At 68.4% G+C, this 17,588-nt stretch carries 17 protein-coding genes and 2 riboswitches; of the genes, 6 read left to right on the top strand and 11 right to left on the bottom strand.

Annotated features, from left to right (window positions below):
• Nucleotides 1–71 precede the first annotated feature (71 nt).
• The 3 genes from F3I16_RS07395 to F3I16_RS07385 all read right to left on the bottom strand — a co-directional run bounded on the left by F3I16_RS07395 (nt 72) and on the right by F3I16_RS07385 (nt 2,240).
• On the bottom strand, nt 72–677 hold the full coding sequence (locus F3I16_RS07395; protein ID WP_160493083.1) for a C40 family peptidase: 606 nt from the start codon (nt 675–677) through the stop codon (nt 72–74).
• A gap of 69 nt (nt 678–746) precedes the next feature.
• Nucleotides 747–1,514, bottom strand: a complete 768-nt coding sequence (locus tag F3I16_RS07390; RefSeq protein WP_160493082.1) for an NAD-dependent deacylase — start codon at nt 1,512–1,514, stop codon at nt 747–749.
• A gap of 54 nt (nt 1,515–1,568) precedes the next feature.
• Entirely contained in the window at nt 1,569–2,240 is a 672-nt protein-coding gene (locus F3I16_RS07385) for a DNA-3-methyladenine glycosylase I (RefSeq protein WP_160493081.1), read from the bottom strand.
• A gap of 85 nt (nt 2,241–2,325) precedes the next feature.
• Here F3I16_RS07385 and F3I16_RS07380 point away from each other — a divergent pair, with 85 nt between their 5' ends.
• Nucleotides 2,326–2,610, top strand: a complete 285-nt coding sequence (locus F3I16_RS07380) for a hypothetical protein (RefSeq protein ID WP_160493080.1) — start codon at nt 2,326–2,328, stop codon at nt 2,608–2,610.
• Here F3I16_RS07380 and cobM read toward each other — a convergent pair.
• The 4 genes from cobM to F3I16_RS07360 form a co-directional block, all read right to left on the bottom strand.
• On the bottom strand, nt 2,579–3,346 hold the full coding sequence (cobM, locus tag F3I16_RS07375; protein ID WP_160493079.1) for a precorrin-4 C(11)-methyltransferase: 768 nt from the start codon (nt 3,344–3,346) through the stop codon (nt 2,579–2,581). The two genes, F3I16_RS07380 and cobM, sit on opposite strands and share 32 nt — an antisense overlap.
• A gap of 13 nt (nt 3,347–3,359) precedes the next feature.
• Nucleotides 3,360–3,758, bottom strand: a complete 399-nt coding sequence (locus F3I16_RS07370; protein ID WP_160493078.1) for a cobalamin biosynthesis protein — start codon at nt 3,756–3,758, stop codon at nt 3,360–3,362.
• Nucleotides 3,751–4,485 (bottom strand): CbtA family protein, encoded by a 735-nt coding sequence (locus F3I16_RS07365; RefSeq protein WP_160493077.1) that lies wholly within the window; start codon nt 4,483–4,485, stop codon nt 3,751–3,753. Before F3I16_RS07365 ends, F3I16_RS07370 begins: the two co-directional genes overlap by 8 nt.
• A gap of 75 nt (nt 4,486–4,560) precedes the next feature.
• Nucleotides 4,561–4,746 carry a CbtB domain-containing protein gene (locus F3I16_RS07360; RefSeq protein ID WP_160493076.1) on the bottom strand — a complete coding sequence of 62 codons (186 nt, stop codon included), beginning with the start codon at nt 4,744–4,746 and terminating at the stop codon, nt 4,561–4,563.
• A 97-nt stretch (nt 4,747–4,843) separates the two neighbouring features.
• A riboswitch (cobalamin riboswitch) is annotated at nt 4,844–5,064 on the bottom strand.
• Between the two features lie 60 nt (nt 5,065–5,124).
• Nucleotides 5,125–5,319: riboswitch (cobalamin riboswitch) on the top strand.
• 99 nt (nt 5,320–5,418) lie between these two features.
• Here F3I16_RS07360 and cobW point away from each other — a divergent pair.
• Both cobW and cobN read left to right on the top strand, forming a co-directional pair.
• Nucleotides 5,419–6,471 (top strand): cobalamin biosynthesis protein CobW, encoded by a 1,053-nt coding sequence (gene cobW / locus F3I16_RS07355; protein ID WP_160493075.1) that lies wholly within the window; start codon nt 5,419–5,421, stop codon nt 6,469–6,471.
• Nucleotide 6,472: 1 nt separating this feature from the next.
• Complete coding sequence (gene cobN / locus F3I16_RS07350) at nt 6,473–10,207, top strand: cobaltochelatase subunit CobN (protein ID WP_160493074.1); 3,735 nt, start codon at nt 6,473–6,475, stop codon at nt 10,205–10,207.
• Nucleotides 10,208–10,212: 5 nt separating this feature from the next.
• On the opposite strand, the gene F3I16_RS07345 is transcribed toward cobN, so the two are convergent.
• Nucleotides 10,213–11,286, bottom strand: a complete 1,074-nt coding sequence (locus tag F3I16_RS07345; RefSeq protein ID WP_160493073.1) for a 3-deoxy-7-phosphoheptulonate synthase — start codon at nt 11,284–11,286, stop codon at nt 10,213–10,215.
• A gap of 276 nt (nt 11,287–11,562) precedes the next feature.
• Nucleotides 11,563–11,718, bottom strand: coding sequence for a hypothetical protein (locus F3I16_RS21005; RefSeq protein ID WP_178116649.1), 156 nt, complete (start codon nt 11,716–11,718; stop codon nt 11,563–11,565).
• A gap of 49 nt (nt 11,719–11,767) precedes the next feature.
• Between F3I16_RS21005 and F3I16_RS07340 the strand changes: the two genes are divergently transcribed.
• The 3 genes from F3I16_RS07340 to cobF are packed head-to-tail and all read left to right on the top strand — an operon-like array spanning nt 11,768 to nt 14,219.
• Nucleotides 11,768–12,769: an ATP-binding protein gene (locus F3I16_RS07340; RefSeq protein ID WP_160493072.1), complete on the top strand. Its 1,002-nt coding sequence runs from the start codon at nt 11,768–11,770 to the stop codon at nt 12,767–12,769.
• A complete protein-coding gene (locus tag F3I16_RS07335) occupies nt 12,751–13,461 on the top strand; it encodes a VWA domain-containing protein (protein ID WP_218573185.1) in 711 nt (236 codons plus the stop codon). Before F3I16_RS07340 ends, F3I16_RS07335 begins: the two co-directional genes overlap by 19 nt.
• Entirely contained in the window at nt 13,458–14,219 is a 762-nt protein-coding gene (gene cobF, locus F3I16_RS07330) for a precorrin-6A synthase (deacetylating) (RefSeq protein WP_160493070.1), read from the top strand. Before F3I16_RS07335 ends, cobF begins: the two co-directional genes overlap by 4 nt.
• Before the next feature lie 72 nt (nt 14,220–14,291).
• On the opposite strand, the gene F3I16_RS07325 is transcribed toward cobF, so the two are convergent.
• Nucleotides 14,292–14,735 carry a DUF2846 domain-containing protein gene (locus tag F3I16_RS07325; protein WP_160493069.1) on the bottom strand — a complete coding sequence of 148 codons (444 nt, stop codon included), beginning with the start codon at nt 14,733–14,735 and terminating at the stop codon, nt 14,292–14,294.
• A gap of 1,100 nt (nt 14,736–15,835) precedes the next feature.
• The gene (locus F3I16_RS07320) at nt 15,836–17,545 is read right to left on the bottom strand and encodes an amidase (RefSeq protein ID WP_160493068.1); all 1,710 of its coding nucleotides are present in this window, start codon (nt 17,543–17,545) and stop codon (nt 15,836–15,838) included.
• Nucleotides 17,546–17,588: the final 43 nt, after the last annotated feature.

Below are 17,588 nucleotides of genomic sequence, written 5' to 3'. Positions count from 1 at the left end.
CGATCCTGGCCGGAATGCGCCCTACTCTGCCGCGCGCCGGGCACAGGCGCAAGCCCTGTGCCCGTGCAGGCTTAACGCTGGACCGAACGCTCGGCCTGCAGCTGCGGGGCCAGCGCCAGGGCGCGCTTGGCTTCCATGTAGCTGCGATTCCAGTAGCTGTCGTCCAGGCTGTCGATGCGCACGCCACCGCTGCGGCTGCTGCTGGAGTGGATGAACTGGTCATCGCCCAGGTAGATGCCGGCATGGCTGACGCGGCCACGGCCACGGTTGTTGAAGAAGATGATGTCGCCCGGCTCAAGCTCTTCGCGGGCCACCAGCGGGGCATCCAGGTTGATCATTTCGCGGGTCGAGCGCGGCAGCTTCATGCCGGCCTCTTCACGAAACAGGAAACCGATGAAACCGCTGCAGTCGAAGCCGGTCTTCACCGAGGTGCCGCCGAAACGGTACTTGGTGCCGACCAGGGACAGGCCCTGACTGAGGATGCTGTCTGCCAGCTGCGGCAGCGCATAGGGTTTGTCGTCGGTGATATCGGCCATCATCTGCTCGTCGGAGATGTACTCGACGGCTTCCGGCTCGACCGCAAGCTGCTCGATCGGCTGCTGCGGAACCTGGCCGGCACAGGCCGCCAGGAGGGTAATCAGTGCAAGTGGCACGAGGGGTGCGAAGCGCTTTAGCATGGGCACGACCGTGTTTGTCTGGTTTTTATGAGGGGGCGACTATGCCCGCTGAAGACCAGGATTGCAAATTCAATGCCGAGAAATGTGACTCAGTAGTTCCGGCAAAACATCTAAAGACCCCCGCATTATGTGGGCGTCCACCCAGCCACTGAGGTCAGTTGTCGCAGGGTTTATTTCCGCGGTGAAACCCCCGTTCCTGCGGGCCTGCAGCAGGGGTTCGACGATGTAGGGGAAGCTCGCCGTGGTGCCCACCGCCAGCACCACCTCGAAGCCCTTGCACACCTCGTCGTAGAGTTTGTCGATGGCCTGCTCCGGCAGCATTTCCTCGAACAGCACCACCGGCGGGCGCAGGATGCCCCCGCATTGGGCACAGCGCGGCGGCAAGGGCCGCTGCAGGTGCGCGGCCAGCTCGGGGTCCTCGGCGCCGCAGGACTGGCAATACAGCGGCGCCAGCTGGCCGTGGATCTCGATCAGGCGCTGCGCCGGCGAACCGGCCTGGCGGTGATAGCCATCGATGTTCTGCGTCAGCACCCAGCAACCGGGCTTGCGCCGCTGCAGCTCGGCGATGGCCGCATGGCCGGCATTCGGGCGGGCGCCCAGGCAGGCCTTGCCCAGCTCGGCCAGGTACTTCCAGCACAGCGCCGGGGCGCGCCGCAGCATCGGCCCGGACAGCGCCGCCTCGATCGGCAGGCCTTCCGGCGTCAGGCCGTTGTACAGGCCGCCGAGGCCGCGATAGGTCGGCAGCCCCGAGTCGGCGGACAGCCCGGCGCCGGTGATGATCAGAATGCGCTCAGCCCGCTCGATGGCCTGGGCGATGCGGATGATGTCCTGTTCCATACGACCTCCACGCGGAATCCAAAGCGTCGCGAGCTGGCGAGCGCAGTGGCTTTGTCAGTGATTGACCGTATGCGCCAGCATCACCGACAGCTGACACAGCGGCCGGCCGCTCTCGGCATGCCACTGATTGAAGGCCGCCTGCACGGTGGCTAGTTCCTTGAGGCTGGTCGGCGCCTTGTCGATGATTTCCTGGGCCTTGAGCGCGGCGACCATGTCGTCGGTGGGGATGAAGGTGTCCTTGCCGATCATGCGCAGCAGGCGCGGTGCCGACAGCCCGCCGAGCTGGCTGCCGTGCTTGGCCAGGTACTTCCACAGGCCGACGATATCGGTCACCGGCCAGTCGGCGATCAGCGCGCCGAAGCTGCCTTTGTCCTGCTGCACGTCCAGCACGAACTGGGCGTTGCGCGGCACGCTCTTGAGCTTGCCCAGGTGGCGGATGATGCGCGCATCCTGCATCAGCCGCTCCAGATGCTCGGCGCTCATCAGCGCCACCTTCTCCGGGACGAAGCCGAAGAACACTTCCTCGAAGGCCGGCCACTTGGCGTCCACCAGGCTGTGCTTGAGGCCGGCGCGGAATACGCGCAGGGCGATCAGCGACAGGTAGCGGTCGTCGCCCAGGGCGCGCAACTCGGCGTCGCTCTTCGGCTGCGGCAGCATGGCCTCCAGCGCCGCGGCCGAGCCGAAGCGGTTGAGGCAGTATTCGTGCAGCCATTGGTAGTCGCGCATGATCGGTCCTTGCGGCATTTCTCTGGTCGCACAGGTTGCCCGCAACCCCCACCGGCACGCAATATTCGCCGCCATGAACGATTCCGTGGAAAGCCTTTTCGCCCACTGCCAGGCCGTGCTCGCCGGCGATACCGACCTGCTCGCTCGCCTGCAGGCGACCGGCTTCGATTGCCGGGTTGCTTACTGGGCCTTCCGGCTGCCGCAGCTGCAGCAGTGGCTGGCACCGCAGCTGGACTACCCGCGCTTTCGCCAGGCGCTCTACGCCAGCGAGCTGAATACCCGCCTGCAAGCACTGGGCGGCGAGATCGCCATCGCCGACAACCGGGCCAGCACCGACCTCAGCCTTTACTGCCTGCGCCGTCTGCCCTGAACAGGTGGTGGGTATCGGCGTGATACAGCGCCGAGTCGGCGAAATCCTCGGCGCCCAGCACCCGACCGACCAGGATCAGCGCGGTGCGCCGGAAACCCTTCCCGGCCACCTTCGCCTCGATATCCGCCAGGGTGCCGCGCACCCAGTCCTGATCCGGCCAGCTGGCGCGATGGACCACGGCGACCGGGCAGTCGGCGCCGTAATGCGGCAGCAATTCCTCGACGATGCGCGCCAGGTGCTGCACGCCCAGGTGGATGGCCAGGGTTGCGCGATGGCTGGCCAGGGCGCCCAGCGCCTCTCCCGCCGGCATCGGCGAGTTGTGCCCGTAGCGGGTGAGGATCACCGTCTGCGACACCTCGGGCAGGGTCAGCTCGCTTTCCAGCAGCGCCGCGCAGGCGGCCGTGGCGGTCACCCCAGGCACGATCTCGAAGGCGATGCCCAGCGCCCGTAGCTGACGGATCTGCTCGCCGATGGCGCCATACAGGGACGGATCGCCGGAATGCACGCGGGCCACATCCTGGCCGCGTTCGGCGGCTGCGCGGATCAGCGCGATGATCTGGTCCAGATGCAGCTCGGCGGTGTTCACCACCTGTTCGGCGCTGAGGCCCTGCAGCACGGCCTCGGGCACCAGCGAGCCGGCGTAGAGAATCACCGGGCAGCTGCGGATCAGGCGCTGGCCCTTGACGGTGATCAGCTCCGGGTCGCCGGGGCCGGCGCCGATGAAATAGACGGTCATGGAAGGTTCCGATTCAGGCGCGGGCGATGGCCAGGGTCGCAGCGGCGCTGCGCTGTTTGGGGCAGATCAGCAGGGCGGCGCGACCGGAACGTTCGCTGGCACTGGCCAGGGCACTGGCCTCGGCCACGCTGGCGGAACCAGTCAGTTCACGCACCAGGTCCGAGCCTTCGCTCAGTTGCGACTCGTAGGGCGTCAGTTGCTCGGCGGCGTAGAAATCCATCGTCAAGCCGAGGCCGGCAGCCAGTTGCAGCAGCCCCGCCTCGCCCCGCTTGTGCGCACTGCTGGCCAGGCCATCCAGCGCGCTCAGCGGCAGCGCAAGCTGCTCCAGGGTCTTTTCCAGCAGCTCGCGCAGTTCGGCCGCCGTGCAGCCGCGACGGCAGCCGAGGCCGGCGATGATCACCGGATCAGGCATCCTGCCGGGCACCACGGGCGAAGAACCAGGCCGCGGCCAGACCCAGGGCGGACCAGAACAGCGCATTGGTCAGCAGCGAGGCAAGGATGAACTCGCGCTCCAGGGCCTCCGGCGCCAGGCTCTGGTGCACGTCCGGCTGCGGCGCGCCGATCAGGTGCGGCAGCGCCAGCAACACCAGGCCGGCGATGCGCAACGCCCAGTGGCGGGCGAACGCCAGCAGACCCAGGCCGGCGGCGGTGGCGAGGGCGGTGCCGATCCACCAGTACTGGCGCAGCAGCAGGTCGGCGGCGGCGGTGCCCGGCAGCTCCGGCGGCAGGCCGGCGGATGGCGCCAGGGAGAAGGTGGCGAAACCGCCCAGCCCCCAGAGCAGGCCCTGCCAGGTCCGGCCCGGCGCGCGCAGGGTGAACAGACCGGCCAGCATCAGGGCGAAACCGACCGCCACCACTAGGTTGCTCAGGCCGGTGGCCAGGCTGCGCTGCCAGCCGTCTTCGGGGGCCCAGGCTTCGCCATCGTGGCTATGGCCGGCGACCTCCGCCTGTGCATGCTCGTGAGCCGGTTCAGCGGCGGCATGGCTGTGCTCGGCCACCACGGCTTGCGCCGGCGCGGCGTTCTCGTAGCTTTCCGCCTGCAGGATCAGCGGGGTGACCCACAGGCTTTGCAGCAGGGTCAGCACGATGGCGGCGAGCAGGCCGGAAAAACCGGCCGTCTGGGCGATACGTTTGATCATCTCGGGACTTCTCGAAACAGCGGCAAGGCAGCGCCGCCGCCATACATGGCAGCAGCGCTCAGGTGAACTGGCGGCTTAGTGGCAGGGGAACGCGGCGCTGTGCCGGGTATCGTGGGCGGCGTTGTGCATCGCCTCGATGTGCGAGAAGCCGGCGACGAAGATCAGGGCGCCGCCGAGCAGGCAGCTGCCAACGGCCAGGAGCAGGCGTTGCGAGAGAGGACGGGTAACGGATGCGGAAGACGACAGTGCGCTGCTGGACATGAGCTGACCTTCTGGTGATGTGAAAACGGGGCAGAAGGACGCAGCACGTGCAGGCCCATCCGGGGCCTGAATCCGGCGCGCACCCGCCCACCGCGGGTTGCCAAACGAGGATTCAGGCCGGTCTCCGGGCTTGCGACGACTGTCTACTCGACAGTGACTGGGTCAGCCTTCCCACACCTGTCGGTGCAGTGACTACAAGAACCCTACGTACGCTTACCGTTGCGGGGGCAGCGCCGGACTCGTCTCGCAAGAGACCCACCGGCTTCCCGTTTCACCTCGCACACGCCGGTGCGAGACACCTGAAACAGCTTTTCTAGAACATCACGAAGCCCGCACCAGCGTCAACCGCCAAGGTTGACCGGCCCGCGGGCACTGCGTAGCCTTCCGCCCTTTCGAGGTTCTGCACCCGTGCGGGTGCAGCTAAGAGGGAACAGGGTTTATGCCCTGGCTGCCCCCGCAACTGTGAACGGTTCAAGCCCCTTCGATGCACCACTGCCAACGGCGGGAAGGTGAAGGGAGCGCGCCCAGCGCACACCGTGAGCCAGGAGACCTGCCTCGACAAACCAGCTAACTGTCCGGGCGGGGTGATCCGGTGGTGCAAGGCCCGCGTCCGTCCGGACGCCGGCCTGCCCCTGCCCGTCCGTCGAATTCACCGACGCTCCGGGGCCCTCCATGCAAACCCTCTCCAAACTTCCCGTCACCATCGTCACCGGCTTCCTCGGCGCCGGCAAAACCACCCTGCTCCGTCACATGCTCGGGCATGCCGGCGGCCGGCGCATCGCGGTGATAGTCAACGAGTTCGGCGAGCTGGGCATCGACGGCGCCATCCTCAAGCAGTGCGCCATCGGCTGCAGCGAGGAGGAAGCCAACGGCCGCATCTTCGAACTGGCCAACGGCTGCCTGTGCTGCACCGTGCAGGAAGAATTCTTCCCGGTGATGCGCGAACTGGTGGCGCGCCGCGGCGAGCTGGACCATATCCTCATCGAGACCAGCGGCCTGGCGTTGCCCAAGCCGCTGGTGCAGGCCTTCAACTGGCCGGAAATCCGCACCGCCTGCACCGTGGATGCGGTGATCACCGTGGTCGACAGCCCGGCCGTGGCCGCCGGCACCTTCGCCGCCTTCCCCGAACAGGTGGATGCCCAGCGCCAGCAGGACCCGAACCTCGACCACGAATCGCCGCTGCACGAGCTGTTCGCCGACCAGCTGGCCAGCGCCGACCTGGTGCTGCTGAACAAGACCGACCTGCTCGACGCCGCCGCCCTGGCTGCCGTGCGCGCCGAAGTGGTCGAGGAACTGCCGCCGGCGGTCAAGGTGATCGAGGCCCAGGGCGGCGAGCTGCCGCTGGAGGTGCTGCTGGGCCTGAACTGCGCGACCGAGCTGCATATCGACGCCCGCCGCACCCACCACGACGAGGAAGACGAAGACCACGACCACGACGCGTTCGACGCCTTCGACCTGATCCTGCCGGAAGCCGAGGAGGCGCGCCTGCTGGCCGCCCTGAAGGACGCCGTGGCCAGGCACGGCATCCTGCGCGTCAAGGGCTTCGCCGCCATCCCCGGCAAGGCCATGCGCCTGCTGGTGCAGGGCGTCGGCCAGCGCTTCGACCGCCACTTCGACCGCGCCTGGAGCGCAGACGAGCCGCGCGTCAGCCGCCTGGTGCTGATCGGCCAGGGCCTCGACCGCGCAGCCATCGAGGCGCAGCTGCAGGCCGCGCTGGCCGGCTGACATGCACCTGCTGCGCGCCCAGGCCGGCGTCACCCTGCCGGCCGACAGCATCGCCGACCTCGGCCAGACCCCAGCCGAGCTGGTGATCCTCTGCACTGGCGACTCGCACCTGTCCTTGCTGGCCGAGGTGGCGCGCGAGCTGCCCGCGGACTTCCCCAGCCTGCGCCTGGCCAGCCCGGCGCAGCTGCCCAACCACGCCTCGGTGGATCTCTACGTCGAGCAGGTGCTGCGCCACGCACGGGTCATCCTGGTCTCGGTACACGGCGGCGTCAGCTACTGGCGCTACGGCATCGAGCGTGTGGTCGAGCTGGGCCGGCAAGGCGCCAGGATCATTCTGGTGCCCGGCGACGACCGCCCCGATCCCGAGCTGACCAGCTTGAGCAACGTGCCGACCGAGGACAGCCAGCGCCTGTGGCAGTACCTGCGCCAGGGCGGCGCGGACAACGCCCGCCATCTGCTGCACTGCCTCGCCAGCCGCTGGCTGCAGCGCGACTACCCGTGGCGCGAGCCGCGCGCCCTGCCGCGCACGCTGATCCACCACCCGCGCCACAGTGAAGCCACCCTGGAGCACTGGCGCGCCGACTGGCAGCCCGGCCGACCGGTGGCCGCGCTGCTGTTCTACCGGGCCCAGGTGCAGGCGGCCAATACCGCCTTCGTCGACACCTTCTACCAGCGCCTGCAACTGCAGGGGCTGAATCCGCTGCCCATCGCCGTGGCCAGCCTCAAGGAGGCCGAGTGCCTGGCCCGGGTCGAGACCTGGCTGGACCAGGCCGACGCTGCGGTGATCCTCAACACCACGGGGTTTGCCCAGTCCAACCCGGAGGCACCGCAGGAGCGGCCGTTCCGCCGCGACGTGCCGGTGCTGCAGGCGCTCTGCGCGCTGGACAGCGAGGAGCAGTGGCAGGCCAGCGCCCAGGGCCTGGGCCCGCGCGACCTGGCCATGCATATCGCCCTGCCGGAGCTGGACGGCCGCCTGATCACCCGGCCGATCACCTTCAAGGGCGTGGCCGCGCGCAGCGAGCGCAGCCAGAGCGACGTGGTGCGCTACCGCCCGCACCTGCCGGGCATGGACTTCGTCGCCGAGCTGGCGCGGCGCTGGACCCAGCTTGCCGCCAAGGCTAACGCGGACAAACGCGTCGCCCTGATCCTGGCCAACTACCCGACCCGCGACGGCCGCATCGGCAACGGCGTCGGCCTGGACACCCCCGCCGCGGCGCTGAATATCCTGCGCGCCCTGCAGCAGCAGGGTTACCCGGTCGAGGGCCTGCCGCACGACGGCACCACGCTGATCCACCAGTTGCTCGGCGGCGTGAGCAACGACCTCGACAACCTCGATGCGCGCCCCTGCGCCCAGAGCCTGGCGCTGGACGACTACCAAAGCTGGTTCGCCAGCCTGCCCGAGGCCAACCAACGTGCAGTGATCGAACGCTGGGGCCCGCCCGAGCAGGACCCGATGTACCGCGCCGGCCGACTGATGATCGCCGGCCTGCGCTTCGGCCTGACCTTCGTCGGCATCCAGCCGGCACGCGGCTACCAGCTGGACGCGGCGGCGGTGTACCACGACCCGGACCTGGTGCCGCCGCACGGCTATCTGGCCTTCTACTGCTGGTTGCGCACGGCATTCGCCGTCGACGCACTGATCCATGTCGGCAAGCACGGCAACCTGGAGTGGCTGCCGGGCAAAAGCGTCGGCCTGTCCGAGGCCTGCTGGCCGAGTGCGATCCTCGGCCCGCTGCCCAACCTCTACCCCTTTATCGTCAACGACCCCGGCGAAGGCGCCCAGGCCAAGCGCCGCACCCAGGCGGTGATCCTCGACCACCTGATGCCGCCGCTGACCCGCGCCGAGAGCTACGGCCCGCTGCGCGACCTGGAGCGCCTGGCCGACGAGTACTACGAGGCCAGCCAGCTCGACCCGCGCCGCGCTGTGGAGCTGCGCGGCGAGATCCAGCGCAAGGTGCGCGAGGCCAGCCTCGACCGCGAACTGGGCCTGCAGGTGGGCGACGACCCGGACAGCTGGCTGCCGCAGCTGGACGCCTACCTGTGCGACCTCAAGGAATCGCAGATCCGTGATGGCCTGCACTGCTTTGGCGAATCGCCGAGCGGGCGCCTGCGCCGCGACACCCTGCTCTCCCTGGTGCGCATCCCGCGGGGCGACGGTCAGGGCCGGCACGCCAGCCTGCTGCGCGCCCTCGCCGAGGACCTTGAGCTGGAATTCGACCCACTCGGCGGCGAGCCCGCCGAGCCCTGGCACGGCCCGCGCCCGGACAGCCTGCAGGCGCTGAGCACTGATCCCTGGCGCAGCCGTGGCGATACCCGTGAGCGCCTGGAGCTGCTGGCCCTGCAGTTGATCGAGCAGCCCGAATCACCCGCAGCGGGTCCGGCCAGCGCCGCGGTACTGAACGAGCTGCGCGGCCATATCGCCCCGCTGCTGGACGCCTGCGGCGCCGCCGAAATAAACGGCCTGCTCGCCGCACTGGAAGGCCGCTTCGTGCCGCCGGGGCCGAGTGGCGCGCCCAGTCGCGGGCGCCTGGACGTGCTGCCCACCGGGCGCAACTTCTATTCGGTGGACGTGCGCCACCTGCCCACCCCCACCGCCTGGCGCATCGGCGTGCAGAGCGCCGAGCGCCTGCTGCAGCGCCACCTGCAGGACGAGGGCGAGCATCTGCGGCGCCTGGGCCTGTCGGTATGGGGCACGGCGACCATGCGCACCGGCGGCGACGACATCGCCCAGGCCCTGGCCCTGCTCGGCGTGCGCCCGGTGTGGCAGCCCGGCAGCCAGCGGGTCGAACGCATCGAGGTGCTGCCGCTGGCGCAGCTCGGCCGCCCGCGGGTGGACGTGACCCTGCGCGTGTCCGGCTTCTTCCGCGACGCCTTCGCCAACCTGATCCGCCTGTTCGATACGGCCGTGCAGGCAGTGGCCGAACTGGACGAACCGGAACATATGAACCCGCTCTCGGCACGGGTGTGGCAGGAGACCCTGGCCCATCAGGACCAGGGCCTCGATCCGGTCGAGGCGCGGCACCAGGCGGGCTGGCGCATCTTCGGCGCCAAGCCGGGCGCCTATGGCGCCGGCATCCAGAACGCGGTGGAGGAACGCCTGTGGCAGACCCGCGCGGATCTCGCCGAGGTCTACCTGAACTGGGGCGGCTACGCCTACGGCCAGGGCGTCGAGGGCCTGCCGGCGCGCGCGCAGTTCGCCGAACGCCTGCAGCAGCTACAGGCGGTACTGCACAACCAGGACAACCGCGAGCACGACCTCCTCGACTCCAACGACTACTACCAGTTCCAGGGCGGCATGCTGGCGGCCGTCGAGACCCTGCGCGGCGCCAAGGCCGCCAGCTACTTCGGCGACAGCAGCCAACCGGACAACCCGCGCATCCGCACCCTCAAGGAAGAACTGAACCGCGTGGTGCGCGCCCGTGCAGTGAACCCCAAGTGGATCGCCGGGATGAAGCGCCACGGCTACAAGGGCGCCTTCGAGCTGGCCGCCACGGTCGACTACCTGTTCGGCTTCGACGCCACCAGCGAACTGGTCGACGACCACCAGTACGCCCTGCTGGCCGATGCCTACCTGCTGAATCGCGAGACCCGCGCCTTTATCCAGCAGCACAACCCCGGCGCGCTGCAGGACATGCTCGAACGCCTGCTGGAAGCCCAGCAGCGCGGCCTCTGGCAAGAGCCCGGCGAATACCGGGCGCAGCTGGAAAACCTGCTGCTGGATGCGGAGGAAAGCTGATGCCCTCAGTGCCCCGCCCGCAGTCGCTCGGCCGCCTCGCGCAGCATCGCCTCGGTGCCGCTCCAGCCCAGGCAGCCGTCGGTGATCGACACGCCGTAGCGCAGCTCGGCGGACAGCGCCTGGCAGCCGTCGAACAGGTGGCTCTCCAGCATCACCCCGCGCAGGCTGGCGTCGCCGGCCAGGCGTTGGTCGAGCACGTCGCGCAGCACCGCCGGCTGGCGCAACGGGTCCTTGCCGCTGTTGGCGTGGCTGCAGTCGACCATGATCCGCGCGGCAATGCCCTGCTTCGCCAGGCTCGCCCGCGCCACGGCCACGCTGGCCGCATCATGGTTCGGCCCGCCGTGGCCGCCGCGCAGCACCAGGTGGGTATCCGGGTTGCCATCGGTCTCGACCAGTGCCGGGCGACCCAGGCCGTCCACGCCGAAATGCTGGTGCGGATGCGCCGCCGAGCGCATGGCGTCGCAGGCGATCGACAGGCTGCCATCGGTACCGTTCTTGAAGCCCACCGGCAGCTCCAGGCCGCTGACCAGTTCGCGGTGTACCTGCGACTCGCTGGTGCGCGCGCCGATGGCGGCCCAGCCCAGCAGGTCGTCGAAGTAACCGGCCACCAGCGGCTGCAGCAGTTCGCTGGCCACCGGCAGGCCGCGTTCGAGCATGGCCAGCATCAGCCGGCGCGACAGTTCCAGGCCGCCGGCCATGTCGCCGCTGCCGTCCAGCTGCGGGTCATACACCAGGCCCTTCCAGCCGATGGTGGTGCGCGGCTTTTCGACGTAGGCGCGCATCACCAGCAGCAACTGGTCGCTCACCTCGGGGGCCAGTGCGGCCAGGCGGTCGGCGTATTCCAGGGCGGCAAGCGGATCGTGCAGGGAACAGGGGCCGACGACGACCAGCAGGCGCGGGTCGGCGCCGTCGAGCACGGCGCGGATGGCCTGGCGCTGGGTCTGCACCTGACTGGCGAGGGCGGCGGACAGCGGCAGGCGCTGGCGCAGATCGGTGGGGCTCGGCAGCGGCGTGGCGCGGCGGCGAGTGGTGGATGGCGGCACGGTTTGAGCGCGCAGAGCAGTAACGGAAGCATTCATGGCGGTGGTCCTCGTCCGGCGTGGCCTCATGCCACGCGCGGCGCGCTATCTGGGTGTTCGACTGGATTCTCGGAGGTGCGCGGCAGCACTGCTAAATCGCCAGGCGGAGTTGCGGTAGCTGCGGTAATAGGCGGTGTGAGCGGTCATGTTTCGATCCTCTGGTTGCATCGTGCTGGCCTTGTGGGCCGGAAAAACAAAAACCCCGGTCGGGTGGCCGACCGGGGTTTCGTGAAACGCTCTGGTGGCGACCCTTTGCTCTGGGGCGCCTGTGGGGTATCAGGCGCGCCGCTGGCTAAACCAATACCCGTAAAAGAAATAAGCGACGGCCTCGACCTGCGCGCGCACACCAGCCACGCCGACAGCGGCGCAGCGAACGAGGCGGTTCAGGAAAGGACGAGACGACATGCTGATCTCCAAGACGATGGTTGCCACGCTAACCGATCGCCCTATCCAACTTCAACCCTTGTCCTGAGGTAACGCCATGCAGCCCCACTTCCCCCTGGCCGCCGTGGTGGCCGCCGACGAGCTCAAGCTGGCGCTGTGCCTGGCCGCCATCGACCCAGCCCTGGGCGGCGTGCTGATCGAAGGCCCGCGCGGCATGGCCAAGTCCACCCTGGCGCGCGGCGTGGCCGACCTGCTCGACGGCGGACGCTTCGTCACCCTGCCGCTGGGCGCCAGCGAGGAACGCATCGTCGGCACCCTCGACCTCGACGCCGCGCTCGGTGAGGGCCGCGTGCGCTTCTCTCCCGGCGTGCTGGCCAATGCCCACGGCGGCGTGCTCTACGTCGACGAGGTCAACCTGCTCCCCGACCACCTGGTGGACCTGCTGCTCGACGTGGCGTCCAGCGGCATCAACCACATCGAGCGCGATGGCCTGTCGCACAGCCACCCGGCGCGCTTCGTGCTGATCGGCACCATGAACCCCGAGGAAGGCGAACTGCGCCCGCAACTGCTCGACCGCTTCGGCCTCAAGGTGCAGCTCGGCGGCACACCCGAGCCGGCGCAGCGTGCCGAGATCGTCCGCCGCCGCCTAGCCTTCGACGACGCCCCCGAGACCTTCCTCGCCCAGTGGCAAAGCGAGCAGGAAGCCCTGCGCCAGCGCTGCGCGGAGGCCCGCCAGCGCCTGAGTGCAATCGCACTGGACGACGCCAGCCTGGACGCCATCGCCCAGCGCTGCTTCGCCGCCGCCGTGGACGGCCTGCGCGCCGACCTGGTGTGGCTGCGCGGCGCCCGCGCCCACGCCGCCTGGCGCGGCGCCAGCCAGATCGAGGTGCAGGACATCGACGCTCTGGAGCCCTTCGTCCTCGCCCATCGCCGCCGCGAACTCGCGCCGCCTGCTACCAGCCAGCCACCCGCGCCGAACCAGTCGGAACAACAGCCCTCGCAACCGGACCAGGGCGAAGGCCTGTGGGGCGCGCTGCCGCCGCAGACCGTAGCGCTCGGCGAACGCCGCGAACCGCCGGCCTGGCCAAAAAAGCCCTGAGCATCCGCCCGCGCCAGGCCCCAGGCGCGGATGCCCTCCCCAAACCCGGCCAGGCCCAAGGCGGACGCAGCGGCGCACGTGGCACTGGCACGCCCACGCGCATCGACTGGCCGGCAACCCTCGCCCACGGCCGCCCGCACCGCCGCGCCGACCTGCATTGGCACGCCCGCCGCCTGCGCCCCGGCCAGCTGTGGCTGGTGATAGTCGATGCCTCGGCCAGCACCCGTCGGCATGGCGCCCTGGCCCAGGCCAAGGGCCTGCTCGCCGAGCTGTTCGCCAGCGCCTACCGCCAGCGCGCACGCCTGGCTGTGCTCGAAGCCGGCGGCGCCCGGCCGCGCTGGCTGTGGCAAGGGCAGAAGGCCTCGCCTGAGCTACACAGCTGGCTGAATCAGCTCGGCGCCGGCGGCGGCACCCCGATCATCGAGGCACTGCAACTAGCCACGCCTTGGCTCATCCGCCGGCAACGCCACAAACCGGGCGAACAGCAGCGCCTGCTGCTGCTCACCGACGGCCGCCTGCGCGACTGGCCGCGGCTTACCGCGCTACCCTGCCCCGGCCTGCTGCTGGACATCGAGCGCGTGCCCATCCGCCTCGGCCGCGCCCGCCAGCTGGCCTTTGAGCTGGGCGCCGACTACCACCACATCGACGAACTGGCGCCAAGCACCCGCGCGCCCACCTGGAACAGACCATGAAACAACTGCTGCTGGTCGGCATCGGCGCCGGCGACCCGGACTACATCACCCAACAGGCGATCAAGGCCCTGCGCCGCAGTGATGTGATCTTCCTGATGGACAAGGGCCCGGCCAAGCACAAGTTCAACGCCCTGCGCCGGGAAATCTGCGAGCGCTTCCTCGAAGGACGCATGCTTCGATTCGCCGAGGGCGTGCAGCCGGAACGCGAACGCGACGCCGCCGACTACCGCGCCAGCGTGGACGAGCTGAACCGCGACAAGCAGGCGGTGTTCGAGCAACTGATCGACGAGCAGATGAGCGACGGCGAGACGGCCGCTTTCATGGTCTGGGGCGATCCCTCGCTATACGACAGCAGCATCCGCATCGTCGAGGCCATCGCCGCCGCGCGCAGCGACCTCAGCTATGACGTGATACCCGGCATCACCAGCCTGCAGGCCCTCACCGCCCGCCACCGCGTACCACTGAACCAGATCGGCCGCGCCGTGGAAATCACCACCGGCCGCCTGCTGGCCGAGGGCTGGCCACAAGGCGTGGACAGCGTGGCGGTGATGCTTGATGCCAAGGACACCTACCTACGGTTTGTCGGACAGGGCCTGCATATCTATTGGGGGGCGTATGTGGGGACGGCGGACGAGATTCTGATTGCCGGGCCGCTGGATGAGGTGGCGCAGCGGATTGCCGCGACTCGCGCGCAGGCGCGGGAGCGGAATGGGTGGATTATGGATAGTTACCTGTTGCAGAAGGCTGGGAGCAATTGACTGAGCCGGTGTCTATCGGTTGCCATTGACCACGGCGGTTACAGAACCATTGCTCCCAGGCGCGGGGATCGACTACTTCGCTAGTTCGCACTTCTGCAGGTGCGCTTGGCCAGTTGCCTCCGGAACGACTTCCAGCTTGGCGCCCCCGACGAATACGCCCATCTTGATGGATTGGCGCACGTAGTAGTTCTGACCGGCGACGGCCATCAGGTTGATGGTGTTGTCGCTGAATTCGGACTCGGTGGCGATGACGCGATTGCCCGGGCTGACAAGGCGGTAGAAGTAGGTGCGGTTGGCTGTCTCGCCAATCACTTCGCCATCGACCTTCAGAGTCTTTTTCAGTCCCTGGCCAGCGAAGCTGTCGCGATAAATATACAGCCCGGCCTGATCGGCTGGCGGTGTGGGAAAGGCCTTCAGCGCGGCGTCTGCCGAGGGGGTGTCCATTGGTACGGAAGCACAACCTGCAAGAATTGCGAGGCCGAGTGCGCTGACAAACAGCTTGAAGCGGTTTTGCATGGGAAATCCCTTTCAGGGTAGGTATGGATAGCCTCTAGATCTCGTCTTAGCGGCCTACGCGGCACGATTATGGCAGGTAGCCATCATTTATTGCGATGGTTTTATGGCGCCTGGTTTCCGAGGTAAACGAGGATAAACGGGGACAGACCACGTTTTTTGGCCGAAATTTCGGCTCTAAATCGCAACACTTTCCTCGGCTGAAACTACAGATTTCGCCTCGCACGGCGAGTCACTTGACTCGCTTCGCTCGCCCTGCGGGCCAGCCTGCGGCTGTTACTCCGCTTCGCTCCGTATCTCTTTGCCCGCGCAGAAAGTAACCAAAGAGAAAGCGCGCCCGACATCCGGGTTTCGCTACGCGAAACTTCCTTCCCTCCGTTGCCGCTCCGGGGGCCGGCTGACAAGGGCCATCCATGGCCCTTTAAGCCTCTCGGCTCTGGCATCCTGCTTCTCCCTACCTCCTGCATCCATGCAGTCGTCGCCGCATCCATGCGGCTCGTCCCCCTGCGCAACACCTCCACTACTCGCTGCGCTCGCCCTGCGGGCCAGCCTACGGCTGTTACTCCGCTTCGCTACGTTTCGGCCTCCTGACGGGGTTCGGGCTCCGAGTTGCTTGTTAGCTCTTCTTGCCGCTTCGCGGATGATCGGCCATCAGGATTCGATCTGTCTGGGAGTGAACGGCTCACTCAATGCATCTTTTGTGGGAGCGGATTTATCCGCGATAACGGGCGGCACCTTATTGCTTGCTATCGCGGCTAAAGCCGCTCCCACGAAAAGCACGCGGAACTGTCAGGCAGCACCAAACGCCCCTTCAGGAGGGTGAGCGGAATCGTCGTGGAAGGGGTTGAGCGGCATGGATGCCGCGAGAGCCGCGATGGGCCAGGGATGGCCCTTCGCGGCGGGCCCCTGGAACGGCGATGGAGCGAAGCGCAGGGCCGGATGCAGGGGCAAGACCTTTTGGTTCCTTTTGGGGCGACTGCCAAAAGGGACCCGCCCAGCAGGGCGGAACCAATGCATCAACCAGCGCGACAACAAGCAGCGGCACGAAAAATCCGGCAGATAACGCAGCACACGTTATCTGCCCCCCAGGCAACGCCCCCCTATCACCCCCGCCCCAACGGCGGAGTCCGCGGCGGCACCAAGCGCTTCGAGCCTGTCGCCTCGAACGCCGCTGCCAAGTGCAGCAACGCCGAATCGTCATAAGCACGCCCGGCAAAGGTCAGCCCCACCGGCATGCCGATGTCCGCCATCACGCCCATCGGCACGGTGACAGTGGGCACGCCCAGGTGGCGGATGGCCAGGTTGCCGTTGGCCACCCAGATGCCGTTGCTCCAGGCGATATCCGCCGAGGCCGGATTCACATCGGCGTCCGCCGGGCCGACGTCGGCCACGGTGGGGAACAGCACCGCGTCGAGGCCGAGACCGTCCATCCAGTCTTCCAGATCCAACTTGCGGGTCTTTTCCAGGCCGCGCAGACCATCGGGCAGCGTAGCTATCTGGTCCCACGACTTGATGCCGCGCTGGGCCATCTTCACGTACTCGTCCATGCCGGCAGCCAGATCGTCTTCGCGATTGGGCAGGGTGCCCGGGTCGTGGGGGAAGATCAGCGGGCCGTCGACGTCGGCCAGGCGGTTCAGCTTGGGATCGCCATTGGCCCGCAGGAAATCGTCGAAGCCCCAGGCCGACAGCTCCCACAGCTCGTCGTGTAAGAACTCCTTGGAGACGATGCCGCGGGTGAACACGGTCGGCGCGCCGGGGCGATCGCCCTCGCAATTGGAGACCAGCGGGAAGTCCACCTCGATCACTTCGGCGCCTGCGGCTTCGAGGGCCTGGCGCGCCGCCTGCCATAGCTCGATCACCGAGGGCCGGGTATGGATGCGCTGGCCGGTCGGGCCGCCAATACCGGGTTTTTCGCTTGTTCCTGCCAGCTCATCCTTGTTGATAAACATGCGCGGCACGCCAAAGCGCTTGCCCTTGAGGGCATCACGCGTGGCGGCGAGTTCCAGGTAGGAAGCCGGGCGCACCGTCGAGGCCTTGGGGATCGCCACCCAGGGCTGCAGGCGCCAGAGGTCGCCACGGGTCTCAGGGTCGTCCGCCACCACCACGTCGAGCACTTCGAGCAGGTCGGCCATGGTTCGCGCATAAGGCACCACCACGTCCATGGTCGGGGTCAGCGGCCAGTTGCCGCGCACCGAGATCACCCCGCGCGACGGCGTGTAGGCGCACAGGCCATTGTTCGAGGCCGGGCCTCGGCCACTCGACCAGGTTTCCTCGGCCAGGCCGAAGGCGGCGAAGCTGGCCGCGGTGGCGGTGCCGGCGCCGTTGGACGAGCCCGAGGCGAACGGCGCGGTGAGGTAAGCGGCGTTGTACGGGCTTTCCGCACGGCCATACACGCCGCGCTGCATGCCGCCGTTGGCCATGGGCGGCATGTTGGTCTTGCCTAGGCAGATGGCGCCGCCAGCGCGCAGGCGCTCGACGGTGAAGGCGTCGCGCTGGGCGACCAGGTCCTTGAACGCCGGGCTGCCGGAGGCGGCAGTAAGGCCTTTGACCAGGTAGCTGTCCTTGGCCGTGTAGGGGATCCCATCCAGCGGGCCGAGGGTCTCGCCACGCGCGCGGCGGGCGTCGGAGGCCTGCGCCTCGGCCAGTGCGTCGGGGTTGCGTACCACCACGGCATTCAGCGCGGTGGGCGTGGCTGGGCCATCGTAGGCGTCGATCCGGTCGAAGTAGGCCTGGACCAGTTCGACGGCGCTGGTGCGGCCGGCTTCGAGCGCGGCGCGCAGTTCGGCGATGGAAACCTCGGTGACTTCGATCATAGGCTCACCGCCGCCACAGGCTGGCTGACTGGATGCTCACGGC

The sequence above is a fragment of the Pseudomonas sp. L-22-4S-12 genome, assembly GCF_009799935.1.
Classification (GTDB): domain Bacteria; phylum Pseudomonadota; class Gammaproteobacteria; order Pseudomonadales; family Pseudomonadaceae; genus Aquipseudomonas.
Note: the sequence above shows the minus strand (reverse complement) of the source record. Positions and strands in the feature narration are given on the sequence as shown.

Bases quoted from the DNA above. Each gene is read 5' to 3' on its own strand.
- F3I16_RS07395 (WP_160493083.1), bottom strand. From the start codon at position 677: ATGCTAAAGCGCTTCGCACCCCTCGTGCCACTTGCACTGATTACCCTC.
- F3I16_RS07390 (WP_160493082.1), bottom strand. From the start codon at position 1,514: ATGGAACAGGACATCATCCGCATCGCCCAGGCCATCGAGCGGGCTGAG.
- F3I16_RS07385 (WP_160493081.1), bottom strand. From the start codon at position 2,240: ATGCGCGACTACCAATGGCTGCACGAATACTGCCTCAACCGCTTCGGC.
- cobM (WP_160493079.1), bottom strand. From the start codon at position 3,346: ATGACCGTCTATTTCATCGGCGCCGGCCCCGGCGACCCGGAGCTGATC.
- F3I16_RS07370 (WP_160493078.1), bottom strand. From the start codon at position 3,758: ATGCCTGATCCGGTGATCATCGCCGGCCTCGGCTGCCGTCGCGGCTGC.
- F3I16_RS07365 (WP_160493077.1), bottom strand. From the start codon at position 4,485: ATGATCAAACGTATCGCCCAGACGGCCGGTTTTTCCGGCCTGCTCGCC.
- F3I16_RS07360 (WP_160493076.1), bottom strand. From the start codon at position 4,746: ATGTCCAGCAGCGCACTGTCGTCTTCCGCATCCGTTACCCGTCCTCTC.
- cobW (WP_160493075.1), top strand. From the start codon at position 5,419: ATGCAAACCCTCTCCAAACTTCCCGTCACCATCGTCACCGGCTTCCTC.
- cobN (WP_160493074.1), top strand. From the start codon at position 6,473: ATGCACCTGCTGCGCGCCCAGGCCGGCGTCACCCTGCCGGCCGACAGC.
- F3I16_RS07345 (WP_160493073.1), bottom strand. From the start codon at position 11,286: ATGAATGCTTCCGTTACTGCTCTGCGCGCTCAAACCGTGCCGCCATCC.
- F3I16_RS07340 (WP_160493072.1), top strand. From the start codon at position 11,768: ATGCAGCCCCACTTCCCCCTGGCCGCCGTGGTGGCCGCCGACGAGCTC.
- cobF (WP_160493070.1), top strand. From the start codon at position 13,458: ATGAAACAACTGCTGCTGGTCGGCATCGGCGCCGGCGACCCGGACTAC.
- F3I16_RS07325 (WP_160493069.1), bottom strand. From the start codon at position 14,735: ATGCAAAACCGCTTCAAGCTGTTTGTCAGCGCACTCGGCCTCGCAATT.
- F3I16_RS07320 (WP_160493068.1), bottom strand. From the start codon at position 17,545: ATGATCGAAGTCACCGAGGTTTCCATCGCCGAACTGCGCGCCGCGCTC.